This is a genomic window from Thermoanaerobacter uzonensis DSM 18761 (assembly GCF_900129115.1).
Taxonomy (GTDB): Bacteria; Bacillota; Thermoanaerobacteria; order Thermoanaerobacterales; family Thermoanaerobacteraceae; genus Thermoanaerobacter; species Thermoanaerobacter uzonensis.
In genome coordinates this window covers 23,032-42,770 of record NZ_FQUR01000006.1, presented here as the reverse complement: position 1 = coordinate 42,770, position 19,739 = coordinate 23,032, and the positions used below count along the sequence as shown (strand labels likewise).

20 protein-coding genes and 1 other annotated feature (1 of these 21 running past the window's edge) are annotated in these 19,739 nt (G+C 34.3%); of the genes, 5 read left to right on the top strand and 15 right to left on the bottom strand.

All coding sequences use genetic code 11. From position 1 onward, the window contains the following. Position 1 precedes the first annotated feature (1 nt). The 9 genes from hypA to BUB32_RS00240 all read right to left on the bottom strand — a co-directional run bounded on the left by hypA (position 2) and on the right by BUB32_RS00240 (position 8,006). Complete coding sequence (hypA, locus tag BUB32_RS00285) at positions 2–343, bottom strand: hydrogenase maturation nickel metallochaperone HypA (RefSeq protein WP_003868943.1); 342 nt, start codon at positions 341–343, stop codon at positions 2–4. Position 344: 1 nt separating this feature from the next. Then, positions 345–716 carry a 4Fe-4S binding protein gene (locus BUB32_RS00280; RefSeq protein ID WP_042834277.1) on the bottom strand — a complete coding sequence of 124 codons (372 nt, stop codon included), beginning with the start codon at positions 714–716 and terminating at the stop codon, positions 345–347. 9 nt (positions 717–725) lie between these two features. After that, positions 726–1,808: a hydrogenase large subunit gene (locus tag BUB32_RS00275; RefSeq protein ID WP_072966395.1), complete on the bottom strand. Its 1,083-nt coding sequence runs from the start codon at positions 1,806–1,808 to the stop codon at positions 726–728. Beyond that, positions 1,801–2,178: an NADH-quinone oxidoreductase subunit C gene (locus tag BUB32_RS00270; RefSeq protein ID WP_072966393.1), complete on the bottom strand. Its 378-nt coding sequence runs from the start codon at positions 2,176–2,178 to the stop codon at positions 1,801–1,803. Before BUB32_RS00270 ends, BUB32_RS00275 begins: the two co-directional genes overlap by 8 nt. Then, complete coding sequence (locus tag BUB32_RS00265) at positions 2,175–2,642, bottom strand: NADH-quinone oxidoreductase subunit B family protein (protein WP_042834279.1); 468 nt, start codon at positions 2,640–2,642, stop codon at positions 2,175–2,177. Before BUB32_RS00265 ends, BUB32_RS00270 begins: the two co-directional genes overlap by 4 nt. A gap of 5 nt (positions 2,643–2,647) precedes the next feature. Then, positions 2,648–3,502, bottom strand: coding sequence for a respiratory chain complex I subunit 1 family protein (locus tag BUB32_RS00260; RefSeq protein ID WP_072966391.1), 855 nt, complete (start codon positions 3,500–3,502; stop codon positions 2,648–2,650). Continuing rightward, positions 3,499–5,385, bottom strand: a complete 1,887-nt coding sequence (locus BUB32_RS00255) for an NADH-quinone oxidoreductase subunit 5 family protein (RefSeq protein WP_072966388.1) — start codon at positions 5,383–5,385, stop codon at positions 3,499–3,501. The genes BUB32_RS00260 and BUB32_RS00255 overlap by 4 nt, the downstream gene beginning before the upstream one ends. Positions 5,386–6,004: 619 nt before the next feature. Beyond that, on the bottom strand, positions 6,005–7,486 hold the full coding sequence (locus tag BUB32_RS00245) for an AAA family ATPase (protein ID WP_072966385.1): 1,482 nt from the start codon (positions 7,484–7,486) through the stop codon (positions 6,005–6,007). Between the two features lies 1 nt (position 7,487). Then, positions 7,488–8,006 carry a hypothetical protein gene (locus BUB32_RS00240; RefSeq protein WP_072966383.1) on the bottom strand — a complete coding sequence of 173 codons (519 nt, stop codon included), beginning with the start codon at positions 8,004–8,006 and terminating at the stop codon, positions 7,488–7,490. A 139-nt stretch (positions 8,007–8,145) separates the two neighbouring features. Here BUB32_RS00240 and BUB32_RS00235 point away from each other — a divergent pair, with 139 nt between their 5' ends. Continuing rightward, positions 8,146–8,502 carry a NifB/NifX family molybdenum-iron cluster-binding protein gene (locus BUB32_RS00235; protein WP_072966381.1) on the top strand — a complete coding sequence of 119 codons (357 nt, stop codon included), beginning with the start codon at positions 8,146–8,148 and terminating at the stop codon, positions 8,500–8,502. 315 nt (positions 8,503–8,817) lie between these two features. Here the strand turns inward: BUB32_RS00235 and BUB32_RS00230 are convergent, their stop codons facing one another. Beyond that, positions 8,818–9,873: an Mrp/NBP35 family ATP-binding protein gene (locus BUB32_RS00230; RefSeq protein ID WP_072966379.1), complete on the bottom strand. Its 1,056-nt coding sequence runs from the start codon at positions 9,871–9,873 to the stop codon at positions 8,818–8,820. Between the two features lie 117 nt (positions 9,874–9,990). On the opposite strand from BUB32_RS00230, the gene sigI reads away from it, so the two are divergent. The 4 genes from sigI to BUB32_RS00210 all read left to right on the top strand — a co-directional run bounded on the left by sigI (position 9,991) and on the right by BUB32_RS00210 (position 13,724). Beyond that, positions 9,991–10,647 (top strand): RNA polymerase sigma factor SigI, encoded by a 657-nt coding sequence (gene sigI / locus BUB32_RS00225; protein WP_072966376.1) that lies wholly within the window; start codon positions 9,991–9,993, stop codon positions 10,645–10,647. After that, positions 10,644–11,792 carry an anti-sigma factor domain-containing protein gene (locus BUB32_RS00220; RefSeq protein ID WP_072966374.1) on the top strand — a complete coding sequence of 383 codons (1,149 nt, stop codon included), beginning with the start codon at positions 10,644–10,646 and terminating at the stop codon, positions 11,790–11,792. Before sigI ends, BUB32_RS00220 begins: the two co-directional genes overlap by 4 nt. Next, complete coding sequence (locus tag BUB32_RS00215; RefSeq protein ID WP_072966372.1) at positions 11,793–13,061, top strand: S-layer homology domain-containing protein; 1,269 nt, start codon at positions 11,793–11,795, stop codon at positions 13,059–13,061. Positions 13,062–13,484: 423 nt separating this feature from the next. Next, complete coding sequence (locus tag BUB32_RS00210; RefSeq protein ID WP_042834288.1) at positions 13,485–13,724, top strand: HPr family phosphocarrier protein; 240 nt, start codon at positions 13,485–13,487, stop codon at positions 13,722–13,724. Between the two features lie 36 nt (positions 13,725–13,760). On the opposite strand, the gene BUB32_RS00205 is transcribed toward BUB32_RS00210, so the two are convergent. The 5 genes from BUB32_RS00205 to metG all read right to left on the bottom strand — a co-directional run bounded on the left by BUB32_RS00205 (position 13,761) and on the right by metG (position 19,691). Next, positions 13,761–14,819, bottom strand: coding sequence for a hypothetical protein (locus BUB32_RS00205; RefSeq protein WP_072966369.1), 1,059 nt, complete (start codon positions 14,817–14,819; stop codon positions 13,761–13,763). A gap of 69 nt (positions 14,820–14,888) precedes the next feature. Next, a complete protein-coding gene (rsmA, locus tag BUB32_RS00200) occupies positions 14,889–15,710 on the bottom strand; it encodes a 16S rRNA (adenine(1518)-N(6)/adenine(1519)-N(6))-dimethyltransferase RsmA (protein ID WP_072966367.1) in 822 nt (273 codons plus the stop codon). A gap of 36 nt (positions 15,711–15,746) precedes the next feature. After that, a complete protein-coding gene (locus BUB32_RS00195) occupies positions 15,747–16,778 on the bottom strand; it encodes a ubiquitin-like domain-containing protein (protein WP_072966364.1) in 1,032 nt (343 codons plus the stop codon). A gap of 186 nt (positions 16,779–16,964) precedes the next feature. Beyond that, complete coding sequence (locus tag BUB32_RS00190) at positions 16,965–17,732, bottom strand: TatD family hydrolase (RefSeq protein ID WP_072966362.1); 768 nt, start codon at positions 17,730–17,732, stop codon at positions 16,965–16,967. Positions 17,733–17,744: 12 nt separating this feature from the next. Further along, a complete protein-coding gene (gene metG, locus BUB32_RS00185; protein ID WP_072966360.1) occupies positions 17,745–19,691 on the bottom strand; it encodes a methionine--tRNA ligase in 1,947 nt (648 codons plus the stop codon). After that, positions 19,690–19,739, bottom strand: a binding site (T-box leader); it runs 182 nt beyond the window's last position. It overlaps the preceding gene by 2 nt.

Here is a 19,739-nt window from a genome sequence, read left to right as displayed (position 1 = left end):
ACTATTCCACCTCTATACTTTCAATGTAAAATTCTTTCCCTTTGTTCACCAAAACTCCTACTCCTCCACATACAGGACAGTTAAAAGTAAAATTAGACCTTTCAAAAATGGTACCACACTGCCTGCACTTAAACTGTGCTTTTATAATTTTAAACGTTAGCTCTGCTCCTTCTGCTACCGTATTTTCTGATAATATGTCAAAATAAAACTTTATACTTTCACTTTCAAGACCAGTAAGTTCCCCTATTACAACTGTAACTTTGGTAACTTTTTTAACCTCTCTCTTTTCTGCTTCTTCCAGCACCATGTCAACCAGACTTTGGGTCACAGACAACTCATGCAATTTATATTCCTTCCTTCTTATCCTTTTCAGGAGGATTTTTAACCTCTTTCTTTTGCAATATGACATATTTGTCATTAGAAATAGGTCGATATTCTCTTAGCATGGTCAGGGACTTAGTAGGGCAAGCATCCACACAAGCACCACATATTATACATGCAAAAGGCTCAAAGCTCCACGTCCCTTCTTTTCTATCTACCTGTATACAATTTGAAGGGCAAACTCTTTGGCATATACCACATAAGATACACTTCTCAATATCATTTTCTATATGGCCTCTTGCCCTTTCGAAAGGTTCTCTCTTTTCAAAAGGATATTTTCTTGTAGCCGGTTTATGAGTAAGATTACTTACTACATTTTTAAGCATATCCAGCATCTACACCACCTACCTTTCAGTACAGCTGATACATGGGTCAATTGTCAAAACAAGCACAGGTACATCTGCTAAAGTACTGCCTGGAAGCATGTACAAAAGAGATGCTAAATTTGCAAAAGTAGGCGTTCTTATTCTAAGCCTATCTAAGTATTTTCCTCCAGTGGATTTAATGTAGTAAAATACTTCGCCTCTAGGCTGTTCGACTCTTGAGATAACTTCACCAGCAGGTAAATTAGGCTTTACTTTTACATTAAGTTCCCCTTCTGGCAGCTTACTTATTGCTTGTCTTACAAGGTCTATTGACTGAAACATTTCTTTTACCCTTACAATTGTTCGCGCATAAGTATCTCCATCTTTTTCTACAATTGGTTCAAAATCTAAGTCCTTATAAGCAGCATATCCTGTCGTTCTCATATCGATTGGTACACCGCTTCCTCTCAGAGTAGGTCCTACAGCTCCCAACTTATAGGCTTCATCTTTAGAAAGTACACCAACACCTACGGTTCTTTGTTTAATAGTATAATTATTTCTAACTATTTTATCAAGCTCTTTTAAGCCTTCTTCGACTTCTTTAAGCTCATTAAGTACCCATTTTGCCTGCTCATTATCAATATCTCTTCTCACACCACCAACAATGTTTACAGAAATAATCACTCTGTTACCAGCTGTAGCTTCCAGTATATCCATTATCTTTTCCCTTATTCTCCAAGACAACATAAAAAGATTCTCAAATCCAAAAGCATCTGCCAAAAGGCCAAACCAGAGAAGATGGCTGTGAATCCTGTGAATTTCTGCCCAAATAACCCTTAAATATTTTGCTCTCTCTGGTACATCAACGCCAATCAATTCCTCTACTGCCTGGCAATAAGCTTGGCCATGCATAGCACTGCAGATGCCACAAATATGGTCAACCACATATACCATTTGATTAAAATCCTTTTTCTTAACAAGCAACTCAAGCCCTCTATGAACAAAACCAAAAGCCGGGTAAGCCTCTACTACTTTTTCATCCTCAACGACCAATTTCAAGTGTATAGGCTCTGGCAAAACAGGATGTTGTGGACCAAATGGTATTGTACTTTTTTCACTCATTCTTATCACCTTTATCCCTTCTCATGATTTCTATACTAGCTTGTGGAGAAATAGGAGCGTATTCCCCTAAAAATAACAATCCTTGGAAGTCAAGTACTAAATTTTTAAATTTTATTCCAAACATTTCATGTATCTCATTTTCTACAGGAAGTGCAGCAAAATATACTTTTGAAATGCTGGGTACCTCTTCTTGTGGAGATACAAAAACATGAAAACTATCCATTTGATAGTCTTTTTCAAAGGTATAAATTATTTTAAATTTGCCTTCTTCTTCAAGACATGTTTCAGTAACAAATCTATACCCATTTTCATAATAATATTTCGTTTCTTTTTCGATATCCTCCAATTTTATTTCTTTAGTCGTAATCATTTTAACACCTCTTCAGCTTTCCCCATTTTTTCATATTTTTCTTTTAAAATCTCAGCCGCTTTATAAAGCCCGTCTATTATAGCCTCCGGCTTCGCAGGACAACCTGGCACATAGACATCTACAGGAATTACTTTATCAATTCCTCCTATAACATTATAAGCTTCTCTGAATACTCCACCAGTTGCGGCACAAACTCCTACTGCTACCACAACTTTAGGGTCAGGCATTTGGTCGTATATATTTTTTAAGACTTCCTTATTTCTTGTATTAACTGTACCTGTCACCACTAAAATATCCGCATGTTTTGGATTCCCTACATTTACCATACCAAACCTCTCCATGTCATAGAGAGGAGTCATACAAGCTAAGATTTCAATATCACAACCATTACAACTGCTACAGTTGTAATGCAAAACCCACGGTGACTTTTTAAAAGATTTTTCAATAAACTCTTTTAAACCCATCACAATCATCTCCTAAAGTAAATATAAGCTATATTTATAATTGTAAACAAAATGCTTATACTCCAACTAAAAGCTAACATCCACTTTACTGTCATTCTTGCCGTTATATTATCTATGACTATATCCATAAAAAATGTCGCCAAAGCAATAAGAGTACCTATTACAAGATTTTGAGACCATAATATAGCTATCATTGCTAGTATTAAAATCATTTCATACCAGTCAGCAATATGAATTAATGCCAGGTAAGGCCCTGAATAATCTGTCAAAATGCCTCTTACCAACTCTTGATGAGCGTGTTCTGATGCTGATAAATCAAAAGGAGATTTCTTTAGCTTTATTGTCAATACTAAGCCCAGCAACAAAAACATCAAAGGTAAATCTAAAATCAATCTGCCATGCGTCATTATTTGCGCCAAATTAAAACTCCCTGTTACATTGTATACCGATATAACAAAAAATATCAGCATGGGCTCGTAAGCCAACATCTGCATAAGCTCTCTTTGTGCTCCTACCTGACTATAGGGTGATTTTGTTGAAAGAGCCCCTGCTATATAGAACACAAGCCCTACAGACATGATGAATAAAATCATCAAAAGGTCAGCTTTCAATGCAAAAAGCCCCACAGAAAGAATCGCTGATAAAAGATACATATAGGCAGAAAATACTTGAAAGTCATTTACTAATAGTTTTTGCTTGTACAAAAGTTTTATTACATCGTAAAAAGGTTGCCAGATGGGAGGTCCATATCTTCCTTGTATAAAGGCTGTTAGTTTTCTATCAATTCCAGACAAAAAACCGCCAATCAATGGAGCTATAACTATTGCTGCGATAAATATTACCACTTCATTCAAAGTCATATCAAAGCACCTCCCAGAATTACAGCAATTAAAGCAATAGAAACATAATTAAAATATCTCGTCAATGTTCCCTCATTTGCAAAAGTCGTAAGGTAATAATTTCTTACATTATATCCATTATCCTCTATATAATTAAGCCCTGCCGTATAAGGAGTTGTTTTTACCACAACTTTCGTAGATTTTCTTATAGAAATCAATGAAAGCACTATTGCTATGCCAAGAGTTATGAAAATTGGATATATAGTAAACCCACCAGCCGGCGTATATAAATAACCTCTCACAGCTTTTAGTACAACATCCATTTTCATAGTCAATATCTGAGGCATTACAAGCATGTTATAAAGGATAGAAACTATAAAACTTAATGCAATAGCTATAGCTGTCAAACTGTAAAGGGAAATGCCAACTGTGGGATTCACATGTTCTTCTGAATGTTGGCTAAAATACGTCCCCGACAAAAGATTTCCTATCCATCTGGTATAATAAAGTACAGTCAAAGCACTTCCTATCGCTAATATGATGGAAATCAAAATTTGGTTAGCTGCTACTTCTATTATAAGCCATTTAGAAACCAGCATTCCGAAAGGTGCTGCCATAAGAGTCAAAATTCCTATAAAAGTTATTGCTGCTGTTACAGGCATCCTATTTATCAAACCTTTCATATCTTCAATGTCTCTGCTCCCAATGTGCTGTTCTATCGTTCCAACGCACAAGAATAACAAAGCTTTAGACACAGCATGGAATATCAAAAGCAATATAGCTGCAGCAATAGCACTTGAAGTATTGAGTCCAATGCTTGCTATCATAAGCCCTAAATTTGACACAGTAGAATATGCCAATATCCTTTTGGCATTACTTTGACTTACAGCAAGGAAAGCTGTAGCTACGAAAGTAAACGCACCATATATTGCTATAAAATCACTCAACAATGTACCTCTAAAAAGTGGCGAAAATCTCAGTAAAATATATATACCCGCCTTAACCATTGTACTGGAGTGCAAAAGCGCAGAAACTGGCGTAGGAGCCACCATTGCGCCAAGCAACCAACTCTGAAAAGGCAGTTGAGCAGACTTAGTAAATGCTGCAAACGCTATGAAAAACATGGGTAGAAGTATATACGTAGCATCTTTTATGCTCAATACTTCTGCTAAAGAGGTAGTATTGTAGTTTGTGTAGATAAATATTATACCTAATAAAAGCGCAACTCCCCCCATCATGTTAATCCACAATGCCCTTGAAGCATTTTTAATAGCCTCTTCAGTCTGGTCATGACCTATTAACAGGAAAGAGCTCAGAGTAGTTATTTCCCAGAAGAAATAAATCCACATTAAATTATTTGAAAATACTACTCCATTCATTGCACCAAGGAATACAAGTATAATAGCAAAAAATCTCGGCTGTCTTGTGGGTGATACATGTTTCTCTTCTTCATGATGGTCCATATATCCAAAAGCGTAAATAGCTATTAAAGAACCAACAATCGATATAATTAAATTCATAATGATAGAGAGCTCGTCTACAAAAAACATTGCGACTTCATGTTCTTTTAACATAAAAAACTCAAAGTATATCAAAGGAACAAGTTGTAATACCGCAAAAAAAGTAGCTCTCCATTCTTTAATTTTAAAAGAAATATAAAGCACATAAAACAAAAGAGCAAAATCCCCTATTTTGATAGCCAAATCCATTCCATTGTAATAAGCCGGAGAATTAAAAATATCAGGTACTTTTAAGGTTACCAACATAATTAAAGATAGTAAAACGATTACACCTAAAGATGTAGCAATGAAAACTTTTCTAATAGAAGATTGTCTCAAAAAAAGAACGATAATACCCGCTATAATAGGGAATAAAACGCTTAGCAGTAATAGATTTGACTGCATAAAAACACCTCTCTTACAATTTAACTAACTACACCTTACATATTGTATACAGAATTCTAATTAATTGATAAACGTTCTACAATAATTATAAGGTTTCATCTGTGCAAAGTCAATAACAATAGATAATATTTATCATGAAATAATAATATTTTTTTGTGTTATTATTTTAACAAACTGGATTTTCCCTTATCTTAACTATCACTTAACTCTTCGCTTATTAAAATAGATAATACCCTTGTTTTTTTCTCATAATTTGGTTTATTTTTGTCATAAAAATAACCCTTTAAGGGCTCAGTTTGTTGACAAAATCAAAAATTTTTTGAAGAAGATATTTTGCATCGTCGCTCCGATGTTCCAAAGCGACAAAACTAAAGCTTGACCTTCGGGTTCCGGCAGGATCCCGGGCACATTCGACATCCTTGCCTTAGTGCCCGCCTCCGCCATCCATGACTTCGGCCCTGCCTTCACCCTAGGTCTCGCTAAGTTTTGGTAGCGCTTTGTCACAAGTCGCACCGATTGCAAAATATCTTCTTTTCGAAAGTTTGTCTACAGTCTGATCCCTTTAAGGGCTTTAGCTTATTGACAAAGTTAAAAAATATTCAAGGGCTTTTTATACAAATCAAGCTATAGCAACTTCCTTCTCACCTATCAGTTTTCTTAGTTTCTCTCCTGATATAGTTTCTTCTTTCCTTAAAATATCTGCAATCGCTTTTAATACTTCCAGTTTTCCCTCTAAAATTTCTTTTACTTTTCCTTCTTGGACCTGAATAATTTTATTTACTTCCTCATTGACCTTTTCCTTAGGAACATCTTCTTTACTTACTATCCCTAAATCGGACAATCCAGTGTATACCATCTTCTTTGCAATATCAACTGCCTGTTCAAAGTCATTAGCAGAACCAGTACTTCTATTGCCCAAAACCAAAAGCTCAGCTACTGTACCACCTAAAGCCACCATTATATCTTTTTCCAACTGTTCTTTTGTATAAATGAGCATGTCTTCTTTGTCTGTCTGCCTCACAAATCCAAGTGCTCTACCTCTCGGTACAATTGTAACAGTCGCAACAGAACCTGGATTTACTGTTTCACTTATTATCGCATGTCCCGATTCATGAACAGAAACCCTAAATATCTCTTCTTCTGTAGGTTTTCTATCACTTTTTTCTCCCAATATAACTTTATCTACAGCCTCTTTAAAATGCTTTTGTAAAATAGCTTCTGAATTATCTCGCATAGCAAGAATCGCTGCCTCATTGCAAAGGCTCTCTAAATGAGCTCCAGAAAAACCAAAAGTATCTTCAGCTATTTTTTCGAGATTGACATCTTTCCCCAAAGGCTTATTCTTTGTATGAATTTTTAAAATCTGCAGCCTTCCACTTTTATCTGGTAAATCCACAACTACTTGCCTGTCAAATCTGCCAGGTCGCAAAAGAGCAGGATCTAATAAATCTGGCCTGTTTGTTGCAGCAATTAGTAAAATATTTATTTCTCCATCACTTTTAATCCCATCCATTTCCACTAACAATTGATTAAGGGTTTGGTCGTATTCATGATGGCTTTCATTAGTTCCTCTTTTAGCACCTAATATGTCAATTTCATCAATAAATATTATTGCACTGTTTTTGCCTTCTTTTCTAGCAAGATTTTTTGCCGTCTCAAAAAGATTTCTAACTCTTTGAGCACCTACTCCCGCATACATTTCTATAAATTCACTACCTGAAGTAGCTATAAAACTCGAATTTGTATATTTTGCAGCTGCTTTAGCTAATAAAGTTTTACCAGTTCCAGGAGGTCCTGTCAGTAATATGCCCTTGATAGGCCGTATACCCATCTTAGATATTTTCTCCCTATTTATTACGAAATCCAAAGCTTCTTTTAACTCAGAAATAGCAGTATTTTGTCCTCCAATATCTTCAAAGGATATTTCCGATTCGGGCTTTATAATATTTTTGCTCCCTGCTATTAACCCTTTATTTTCCATAACATAGTTAAAAAGCAAAAAAGCACCTGCCAGAAAGAGTAAAGGAGTAACATTTATACCTAGAAAAGCTGCAAATATTCCAAAAGCAATAACTACTCCTAATAAAATTTCTTTAACCATTTTAGCTTTCCCCCTTGTAAGCCTCACGCGGTATTATTTTATATAAATAATGAGAACCATCACTTAAATCTAAATAGACATTTTGCTTATCAATATATACATAAGATATTACACTATTTTTACTTGAAATCTCTTTTATTGTATCATACATCTTCATATAATCGCCTTTTTGTATGCCTTCGTAAATTGAAAACTGACAGTTATAATAAACATTATTCAACTTCTCATTAGGATTGTCAATAAGTAAAATATTTATTTTAACAGGATATTTATTCACCTTATTTTCTATTTCTTTATAAGTTTCCATTAAATTTTCTACTTCTCCTAATCTAACTTTTATAGTATATCCATTGGTATCAGTTGAAATTGTTGCCATTTTAACAAATTTAACCGTACTTACATCTTTTGAAATCTTATCGGGCAGAATTTTATTTTGATACAATTGAAAGCCGGCAAATAAAAATCCAAAAACTACTACAAAAGTTATCAAAACAATCTGCCATTTTATCCCCTTTAGCAAAACCCTCACTCCTTGTCTACGATATACTGTATTATATCATAGAATATATATCGAGCACAATATTAAAAATTTTGTTTTCTCTCTATAAGGAGTATAATTAATTTATAGAAAATACGTAAAAATAAGGAGGCAAATTTGTATGAGAATAGCTGCTACAACAACAGAGGAGGGTTATATTGAAAAACTTCCCGACGGGCCATATATAATTATTTTTGATACCCAAAAAGAAAATAGTGAAAAGTACGATAATCCGGGATACTTTCTAAAAGAAGGTAGAAGAAGTGCTATTGTGGATTTTCTCCTTGACCAAAAAACCGATGTAGTAATAACTGTGCCTGAAGCTTTTTGCAGTCTTTCTTATGGAAAAGCAAAGCAAAAAGGGCTAAAATTTATACGTCTTGAGAAAAGTTTGCCTTATGAAGAAGTTATACAAAACCTCTCAAAATATGTTGAAAATTTAACTGATACAATTCCTGAAGACGAACTTGCAAAATAAAAGATACTCCCAAAGAGGCTTCAGTTTGTCGACAAAGTTATTTTCTTTGAAGGAGGCATTTTGCATTGTTCGCTCCAGAGTTACAAAGCGACTAAACATAAGCTTCCCCTCGGACTCCGGCAGGGTTCCGGGCACATTCGGCGTCCTTGCCTCATGTGCCCGCCTCCGCCCTCCTTGGCTTCGGCCCTGCCTCCGTTCCTCGGTCTCGCTAAGTTTAGTTGCCGCTTTGTAACAAGTCGCCTCACAAATGCAAAATGCCTCCTTTATTATGAAAAAGGGTTTGTCTACAGTCTGGCGCCTCACAAAGAGGCTTTTTTATTTGATAGGCCTTACTTTCTCCACAACTTTTTCCGCCAGCTCAATATAAGGAAGTCCCTCAGGTCCATCATCAAAAGCAGGTGGTATACCTACATCGCTTAATTCTCTGACTTTAACCGTTATGGGAATCTTTACAAGTATTTCCGTTCCTAAATCTTGCGCTAATTTTTCTGTTTCCCCTTCACCAAAAATATTATATCTTTGGTGGCAGTTAGGACATTCAAAATATGACATGTTTTCCACAATGCCTATAACTTCTAAATTAACTTTCTTAGCCATATAACCAATTCTTCCTGCTACGTGAGAAGCTGAAGCTTGTGGAGTTGTCACAAGCACAAATTTTGACTCAGGCAATTTTTGCATCACTGTAAGAGGTATATCTCCTGTCCCTGGGGGTAAATCCAATACTAAATAATCTAATTCTCCCCAATATACATCATTGAAAAACTGATCAAGAACTCCTGACAAAAGTGGACCTCTCCATATTAAAGGTGTATCTTCGTCAGTAAAATTACCCATTGAAATCACTTTTATCCCGAATCTTTCTAATGGCAAAATAGTGTGCTCATCCAATGCGTAAGGTCTTTCATCCACAATTCCCAAAAGCCTTGGAACACTAAATCCCAACACATCAGCATCCAAAAGCCCTACTTTAAAACCTAATCTAGCAAGGGCTACAGCTAAATTAACTGCAACAGTGGACTTGCCTACTCCACCTTTTCCACTACCTACTACTATTACTCTCGTATTTTCAAATATAGGTTTCCTGTCACCGCTAAGCTTTCTTGCTAAATTTTGTCGTTCTTCTTCTGTCATGCTACCTAAATTTACTATTACTTCTGAAACTCCTTCAAGTTTGGATACTTCTTCGATAGCATCTTTTTTAATAGTATCTTGAAGAGGGCAACCTTTCACAGTAAGGTTTATGTCAATTGTAACTTTATCCCCTTCTATTTGAATATTTCTCACCATATCAAGGTCAACTATACTTCTTCCTATTTCTGGGTCATAGACCTTTCTTAAAGCGTTTAATACTTGTTCTTTTGTAAGCAACTCTATACCTCCCATTGGTATTTTTTTGTTGACATTTATATTATAATATATAATTATTATTAATAGAATACCCTCAAAAAATTTTGTCGATGCGAATAATATAGTGGGGTGGTTAAGTTGGATATAAACGACAGAATATACGCAGCTAAAAAAGACCCCTCTGAAAGAGAAAAATTAATTGAGGAATATACCCCCTTTATCATAAAGCAATTGTCTTTATTTACAAACAAATACATAGATGAAAAAAATAGTGATGAATTAAGCATAGGACTTATAGCTTTTAACGAAGCTATAGACAGTTTTGATAATACAAAAGGTTCATTCTTAAGCTTTTCAAGTATGCTCATTAAAAGGCGACTTATAGATTTTTTGCGGCAAAATCAGCAAAATACCATTCCTTTAGAACTATATGTAGAAAAAGGTTCTGATTATGAGGCAGAAAACAGAAAACTGGAAATGATTTCTTTTGTAAATTTGCTAAGTCTTTACAATATAACTTTAGACGATTTAGTTAAACAATCCCCCAAACACTCAGACACCAGAAAAATAACTGCAAAAATTGCTTATACAATTTGTCAAAACAAGAAATTGCTGGAATATTTAAAAAACAAAAAGAATCTTCCTATAAAAGAATTAATAAGTATTTTAAAAGTAAGCCGCAAAACTATAGAAAAACATAGGAAATACATAATAGCATTAGTAATAATTATTTCTGAAGATTTACCTCTTCTAAAACAATACATAAGCCCCGAAAGTGAGGTGGCAAAAATATGAAGGCTGTTGTGGTTCAAAAAGAAAAAAATAAAACTTATGTAATGACTGAAAAAGGAGAATTTAAATGTCTTAAAAATTTGCAAAATGTAAATGTAGGTGAAACTATCGAACTTAACGAGAATTTTTTAGGCTTTAAGTCTACTGCTAAAATTTTAATAGCTGCTTCTATTCTTCTCGCACTAATCTTTACTATTATCAATTTTAAATCAGCAGAAGTTTACGCTTATGTGTATATAGATATAAATCCAAGCATTGAAATTTCAATAGATAAAAATGGTAAAATAATAAATGCCCTTCCTCTAAATGAAGATGGCAAAAAAATTTTAGATAAATTTCCTTATAAAGGGCTTGACATTACAACTTTTATAAATCAAACAGTTGAAGAATCGCAAAAATTAGGGTTTTTAAAAAAAGATGATACAGTAATAATTACTACTGTCCCTATTAAAAATTCGCTATTTATAAATGAACAAATAGAAAAATCTGTTAAAAATATTAAAAAAATAAACACAAATATTCAAATAGAAACTTTAAAATCCGATGAAACACAAAGAGAAGAAGCTAAAAAAGAAAAAACTTCTCCTGGCAGGCTTATCCTCTGGGAAAAGGCTAAAAGCGAAGGAATAAACATACCAAAAGATAAATTAAATAGCCCTGAATTTTTTAAAGAACTAAAACAAGCTTATACAAAAATAAAAGAAAAAGACGAACAAACAAAAGCTACAACTATACCTCAACTTTCTCCAGGTCCATCTAAATCCAAATTTATTACAGATAAAATCCTTAAAACAAATGAAAAAGACCGCTCTCAAGAAAAAATTACTCAAACTATAAAAAATATAAAAGACGAAGAAGTAAAAAGCCAAAGCAAGGAAGTCAAAAAAGATGAAAATAGCGATAATAAGTACAACCAGCAAGATAATGGAACCCAAAAAAATACACGCTCAAAAAGCGATAATAACGTTCCTACTCAAAAAGAAAAAAATGAGGTAAAACCCGCTTCTGATGATAAGGAGTTAGACAATGTAGATAAAGGCACCAACGAAGATACTTACAAAAATGTAAAAGACATAAAAAACTACCCCCCAAAAGATGACAAAAATGACGAAGAATATAATGAAAAAATGAAGGAGGTGGAAAAATAAGTGTTAAACAAATCTCGACTTTTTGTTTCAGTAATCATAATCCTTTCACTGTTGTTTTTCACAACAGCATATGCAAAACCTCAACCAAAATACTCTTTTGACGACATTAAACAACTTACATGGGCACTAAAAGCAATTGAAAAAATGTATGCAAAAGGTTTTATAAAAGGAGTTGGAGATAAAAAATTTAACCCTTCAAAGCCTGTCACTCACTTAGAGGCATTAGTAATGATTTTACGGGCGATGGGTTATGAAGAACAGGCTAATAAAATAACTGAGCTACCTAAAGAGTACAAAGGCCCAAAACTTAGTTGGGGAAAAGGCTTTATTACGCTGGCATACCAAAAGGGCATATTAACTTATGACGAGTTAAAAAGGTTTAATCCAAATGAAAAGGCAAAAAGATACGAAATAGCAAAATATTTAGTTCGCGCTTTAGGATTAGAAGATAAAGCTCAGCAAAATATGAATAAAGTTTTGAACTACAAAGATTGGAATAATATTCCTAAAGATGCCATAGGTTATATGTACGTAGCTGTAGAACAGAACCTCATCAAAGGCGATGGAGAAAAACTCAAACCAAACGATCCAGTCAGAAGAGTAGAAATGGCTGTTTTATTGGAAAGGCTTGACGAAAAGGTACAAAATAACCTCAATGGCCGTGATGTCGTTGCTACTGTTTATGCTATAGATAACAATACTATAACCGTAAAAGTCAATGGTGGACTAAGAACTTTCAATATATTAAAAAATGTGCCAGTTTACAACGGAAATGAGTATGTAGGAATAGATTATCTAAATCCCGGCTATCAAATAAGATTAATATTAGATTCCAAAAATAATATAATATTTGTGGAAGTGTTAAACAATAAAAGTGAGGAAGTGATTCCTATAGAACTTAAAGATGTTAAAAATCCTCCTGAAAAAGTATCATCAGCTGTGGAAGCTATTAAAAATAATCCTGCTGTTAAACTAGTAGAAGAAAATGGAATATATTATGTAATCGCAACTCGTGGTATGATGCGAACAGGTGGATATATCGTAAATATACAAAAGGCTCACATAATAAAAACATCAAAGGATACCATATTAGAAGTTGAAGTAAAATATATAGACCCTTCTCCTGATGCAATTGTGACACAAACTATAACTTATCCATATGACATAAAAAGTTTTACTTATGATAGTAAAATTACACAAATAAGTGTTAAAACAGATAAAAATATAAATGTTTCTGTTGATATTGATTTAGCCTCAAATGTTAAGTAAAATCCCTCATTGGAGGGATTTCAGTTTGTTGACAAAGTAAAAAAATATTCAAAAGGAGATATTTTGTATCGTCGCTCCGATGTTCCAAAGCGACAAAACTAAAACTCGACCTTCAGGTTCCGGCAGGGTACCGGGCACAATCGGCATCCATGCCTTAAGGTGCCCGCCTCCGCCATCCGTGGCTACGGCCCTGCCTCCACCCTCGGTCTTGTTAAGTTTTGTTGCCGCTTTGTCACAAGTCACTCCTTATACAAAATATCTCCTTTACGAAAGTTTGTCTACAGTCTGAAATCCCTCATTGGAGGGATTTTACTTTTGAAAACAATTACTAAAATAATCATAAAATTTTTGTGAAAAAAGCTAATTGATAAAAGTCCAAAAATCATATACGATAAAGTTAAATCCATAAAAGGGGGAATTATCGTGAAAGAAATAAAAATTAAATTGACTTCCATTGAAAGTGTCAAAAATTTTGTAGAAAAAACTTCAAAATATCCTTTTGACATAGACGTAACTTCCGGTCGCTATGTAATAGACGCAAAATCAATAATGGGCCTTTTTAGTCTTAATTTAGAAAATGTCCTTACAGTAATACCTCACACAACTGATGAAGAAAGCTTGAAAAAATTAGAAGAAGATTTAAAAGAATTCATAGTAAAATAGTATAAAAATAAAAGCGTAGAGACTACGCTTTTATTTTTATATCAAAGGCGGTGGAGTTGGTTCTATAGGCACTGCAATTTGTCCTGTCTTCGCATCAATATGCAAAATCCAATATCCCTCATCCCTTGCGCCTCTTAAATTTTCCTTAACTGGCTTCCATACTACAAATCCTGTCATACCACCAAAAGGCTGGTCTGCAAGAGTAAAAAATCCTGGCATTCCATATACAATATATTTTAATTCACCCTTTTCATCATTTACAAATCCCACAAGATAATGGTCAAAGCTTCCCTCCCTGTAACCCGTTTTAACTTTCCACCATCTATAACCTTCAAAATTTTTTTCAAAAGGCTTTACTTCTTCTAAAAAGCTCACTATGTTGTTAACATACTCTCTTAAATACTTTATATATCCTTCCTCTGCTTCTTCCCCAAACTTAAAAGAAGTTTCAGGTCGTTGGATATCAGAATAATCTGTCAATACCTCAGGAGTTTCTTCAGATGCAGGAGTTTCAGATTGAACCTCTTCCAAAACATTTTGTGAAGTTTCAACTTTTTCAGTTTCATTTTCCGCACTTTCATACTCCTGGGGTATCGCAGTTTCAATTTCTCTTTGCTTAATTTCTCTATCATTCTTATCACTCTTCTCTGCTAGTGTTTCTTCTTCTTTTACCTTTGATAAATATTTTTTATAAGCAGCCTTCCAGTTTGTAGTTTTCTTGTTTATAACAGATGCCAAAGGTACTAAAGTTTTTATGCCATCATGGGCTTCTATAAATGCTACAGAAAATTCCTCCCAACTAATTCGCGAATCTTTTACATTCTCTACATTAAAAGTCCATTCTCCTCCACCGCGTCCTTTATCATCTACTTTTATTGCTCCAAAATCTACAACAGTAACTCCTCCCTCGCCTTTTAGCAATTTCACATTATAGGAATACGTGGGATTAAGATTTTGCAAAGCCGCTGTTATTCTCCCTCTGTTCCCCCTAAACTCCACTTTTAAATAACCTGTCACTTCTTTTCCTTCAATAGAACATCCCTTGTCTTCTTGATTAAAGACAACATAAAACCTTTTATATATATTTATTGGCATTTATTCTTCCCCCTCATTTATCTTAAATATAACTTTGCAATATATATTATGAAAAGAGGGGGATTATTATTACTGCTTTGTCAAATCATAAATAACATTTGCCAAAGCAGCAAACTCCTCTATACTAAGAGTTTCTCCTCTCCTTTGAGGTGATAAGTTTGAAAGAGTAAAAGCTTTATCTATAATTTCTTTTGGAATTCCTAAAGTTTTTAAAGCATTGGACAAGACTTTTCTTCGTTGTCCAAAAGCAGATTTTACCACGTTAGAAAATAACCTTTCATCTTTTACCTCAACTGAAGGTTTATCAAGTATCTCTAATTTAACCAGAGAAGAATCTACTTTAGGTGGAGGGACAAAAACAGTTGGGGGTAAGTCAAAAAGCATCTTAGGCTTTGCTTTAAAATTTACAAAAACCGTAAGTATCCCATAGTCCTTAGTACCCGGCAGAGCACAAATTCTTTCAGCAACTTCTTTTTGCACTAGCACAGTTATCTCTTTTACAAATTTACACTCTAAAAGTATCATTATTATAGGAGAAGTTATGTAATAGGGAAGATTAGCAACTACTTTAAAAGGTTTCCCTTCAAAATATTCATTAGCTATTCTATTTAAATCTGCTTTCATTATATCCTCATTTATGACAATTACATTGTTATAAATGTTAAGTTTTTCTTTTGCTACGGCATAAAGTTCTCTGTCAATTTCAAAAGAAATTACTTTTTTAACTCTTTTAGCCAACTCTTCTGTCAAAGTCCCTAATCCTGTTCCAATTTCCAGTACAAAATCTTCAGGAATAACTCCCGAAGCAGTCACAATTTTTGTTAAAATATTTTTGTCAAAGATGAAATTTTGTCCCCATTTTTTCTTTACTTTAACTCCTTTTACTTTCATAGCTCCACCTCAAAAAATAAGACAGGGAAACCCTGTCTATTTTAAAATATAAACTTTCACGTATCTTCTTCCCCATTTAATTGTTTCCTCAAGAGTCGGGAAGAAAACATCAATTTTATCCCCTTTAATAGCTCCACCTGTATCTGCAGCAATTCCAAATCCATATCCTTCTACGTAAAGTCGTGTGCCCAAAGGTATAACCCTTGGATCTACAGCTATTACTCCCCTTGTAGCTTTCGTACCAGTAGCAGTTATCCCATAATTGGGATCTCCTGGTTTTTTGCCGGTATCTGCTACGCCATTAGTATAAGCAGTAGCAACCATAGTTCTAATTTCCCTATATCTAAAAGTCTCTCCTCTTGAAGTAGTAAAAACCCCTAGTGTTCCAACATACACAATTTGGTTTATCGGATTTTTTACTATCTTTTCCTCTATTATATTTTTTGCTACCTCTTTGCCGTTTTCATAAGTAACTTTCATCACAATTTGTTTTTTCCCAACTTCTCCTTGTTGAACTACTCTTACTTGGCCTCTTTCCATATTGTCATTCTTCACTGTCTCTGTTTGATATGGTATATCTAGCTCTTGAGTAACAATTTTTTCTGTTACTTTTGTAACGTCGATGTACATGTACCTAAACACAGGCGTATCTAAACTCATATTTACTTTGTCCTGTGGTCCTAAAGTTATACTATTTTGTTGAAGTACTTCTTTTACATTAGATGCAGCAGTGTAAATACCCTTTGCTTTTCCACCCACACAGATAGTGATAGGAACTGCTCTTTTGATAGTCACCTTCATGCCATTTTTTAAAGCAGTGTCTAAAGAAGGCATTACTACATCTTCTTTTCTTAGTTTAATTCCTTTCTCTTCTAACAAATCTTTAACTGTTAATTTAAATGTTGTAACAACTATTTTTTTATCTTCATCCTGAAGGGTTATTTCCTTTTTTAAGCTTGCGTATGTTATAGCTCCGACAATCAATAATAGTATGGCAGCCAATGTTAGAAGAGCAACTGGTTTTTTAATTATTTCACCAAGTCGCTTTCTAAAATCGTCTGTATCCATCCCATAACCTCCTGTTAAAAATTTAATTTAGGGGAGTCGTAAGTAATTTTAATTCAATTAAATTGATTTGTCAAACTTTTATACACAATTTTTCATTTATGGTGAAATTAAACTTAATGATATTATACGCATTTTTTTGTCTTTCGATACCTTCCCTAAAAACAGGAGATTATTTTTTTAAAATTTTTATTTGATATGGATGGTGAAAAGTTTCATGGCATTTTCAGCAGTAATCCTACAAACCTCATCACAAGACATATCTCTTAATTCTGCAATTTTTTCTGCTACAAATTTCACATACACCGGTGTATTCCTTTTTCCTCTATAAGGCTCAGGAGTAAGATAAGGACTATCTGTCTCAATTAAAAGTTTTTCGATGGGAACAGCTTTTGCTACTTCTTTAGGTTTTTTTGCATTTTTAAATGTCACAGGCCCTCCTAAAGAAATGTAAAAATTCATTTCAATTACTTGAAAAGCCATTTCAACACTTCCAGAATAACTGTGAAAAACCCCTCTTAAATCTTTTGTCCATTCCTGTTTTAATATATCTAGTATATCTCCATGAGCATCCCTATCGTGTATTATTACTGGAAGATTTAGTTTTTTCGCAAGCCTTATTTGTTTTGTGAAGACCTCTTTTTGAAACTCTTTGGGAGGGTCATTGTAATAATAATCTAAACCTATTTCTCCTATTGCTACAACCTTTCCCTGCAAAGCTAATCTCTCTATTTCTTCCACTTTGTCAAATTCTCTTTGTGCATCATGAGGATGAATTCCAACAGAAGCATATATAAAGTCATAGTTATGAGCTAGCTCAATAGACTGTTTAGAAGTTAAGAGGTTAGACCCCACATTTATTAAAAATGTGAGGTCTTTTTTACATTCTTCAATAACTTTTTCCCTATCTCTATCGTATTTCTCATCTTCAAGATGAGCGTGAGAATCTACCAACAATTTTATCACTCCTTAGCTTATCTTTGCCCCACTTTCTATATCCCTGTCCACTGTAAGAAGGGACATTTTCCCTTCGGTAGATGCTGCTAAAAGCATTCCTTGAGACTCAATACTCTTTAGTTTTTTTGGCTCTAAGTTATATACAATAATTATTTTCTTTCCCACAAGCTCTTCAGGAGTGTAATGACGCGCAATTCCTCCTACAATTTGCCTTGTCTCCTCTCCCACTTTAAGCTTCATCTTTATAAGTTTGTCAGAGCCTTCCACTTTTTCAGCTTCTAAAATCTCTGCAACCCTAAGCTGAATTTTTGCAAAATCTTCAATAGTGATATAATCTATCTTTTTCTCCTCCTTCTCTGCTTCTTCTTCTATAACATTCAGTTCCTTATTTACATCTATTCTGGGGAAAATAATTTCTCCTCTTTTTACTTTTGTACCCTCTTTTAACAAGCCAAACTTTAAGCTCTCCCAAGTCGTCAAATCTTTTTCTATTCCTAATTGTTCAAACATTTTTTGCGGGGTATTTGGCATAAAAGGAGATATAAGTACTGCAATAAATCTCAAAGCTTCCGCCAAATTATACAAAACAGTACCCAATCTTCCCTTTTTGCTTTCATCCTTCGCTAAAACCCAGGGCATTGTTTCATCAATGTACTTATTAGCTCGTCTTACTAATTTCCATATTTCAATTAAAGCGTTGGAAAACTGAAGTTTATCCATGTACTCTTCAACAGTTTTAGGTAGATTCTGTGCAGTATTTATAAGGTCATCATCTACTTCTTCTTTTTGGGAAGGCTTTGGCAGAATGCCTTCTAAGTATTTTTCAATCATTGTAACAGTTCTACTCAGCAAGTTTCCAAGGTCATTAGCAAGGTCTGAATTTATTCTATTTATCAAAGCTTCGTTAGAAAACACTCCATCCGCCCCAAAAGGAACTTCTCTCAAAAGAAAATATCTTACAGCATCCACGCCGTATTTCCTAACCAGCTCTTTAGGGTCTACTACATTGCCTTTAGATTTTGACATCTTGCCTCCTTCCAGTATAAGCCAACCGTGTCCAAACACTTTTTTAGGAAGTGGCAAGTCAAGAGCCATAAGCATTGCTGGCCATATTATTGTGTGAAACCTCATTATCTCTTTTCCAACCAAATGAACATCTGCTGGCCAGTATTTTTTAAAGTCGTCGTCATGGTCTGTAGAATATCCTAAAGCAGTTATGTAATTTGACAAAGCATCTATCCAAACATAAATCACATGTCTTGGGTCAAAAGGTACCTTTATACCCCAGTCAAACGAACTCCTTGAGACAAACAAATCCTCCAAACCTGATTTTATAAAGTTTATCATCTCATTGCGCCTTGACTCCGGCTGTATAAAATCAGGATGTTCATCATAATATTGTAACAGCCTATCCCCATATTTAGACAATTTAAAAAAATACCCTTCTTCTTTTACCCTTTCTACTGGTCTACCACAGTCCGGGCATTTACCATCTACAAGCTGGGACTCCGTCCAGAAAGATTCACAAGGAGTACAGTACCATCCCTCATATTCGCTTTTGTATATATCTCCTTTTTCATACAATTTCGTGAATATTTTTTGTACTATTTCCTCATGATATTTATCGGTTGTGCGAATAAATTGGTCATTACTTATATCCATTGTCTTCCATAAATCTTTTATCCATTCAACTATCCCGTCTACATATTCTTTAGGAGACATCCCTTTTTCTCTTGCTATTCTTTGAATTTTTTGCCCATGTTCATCAGTACCGGTCAAAAACTTGACATCATATCCGGTAAGCCTTTTAAACCTTGCCATCGCATCTGCAGAAACTGTAGTATATGAATGACCAATATGTAATTTATCACTGGGATAATAGATAGGTGTCGTAATATAAAAAGTCTTTTTCATATCCATCCTCCTCTTTTTTTGTAAATAAAAAACTCGCCTCCACATAAGGGGCGAGATTATCGCGGTACCACCCTTCTTCACATACGTCTCACG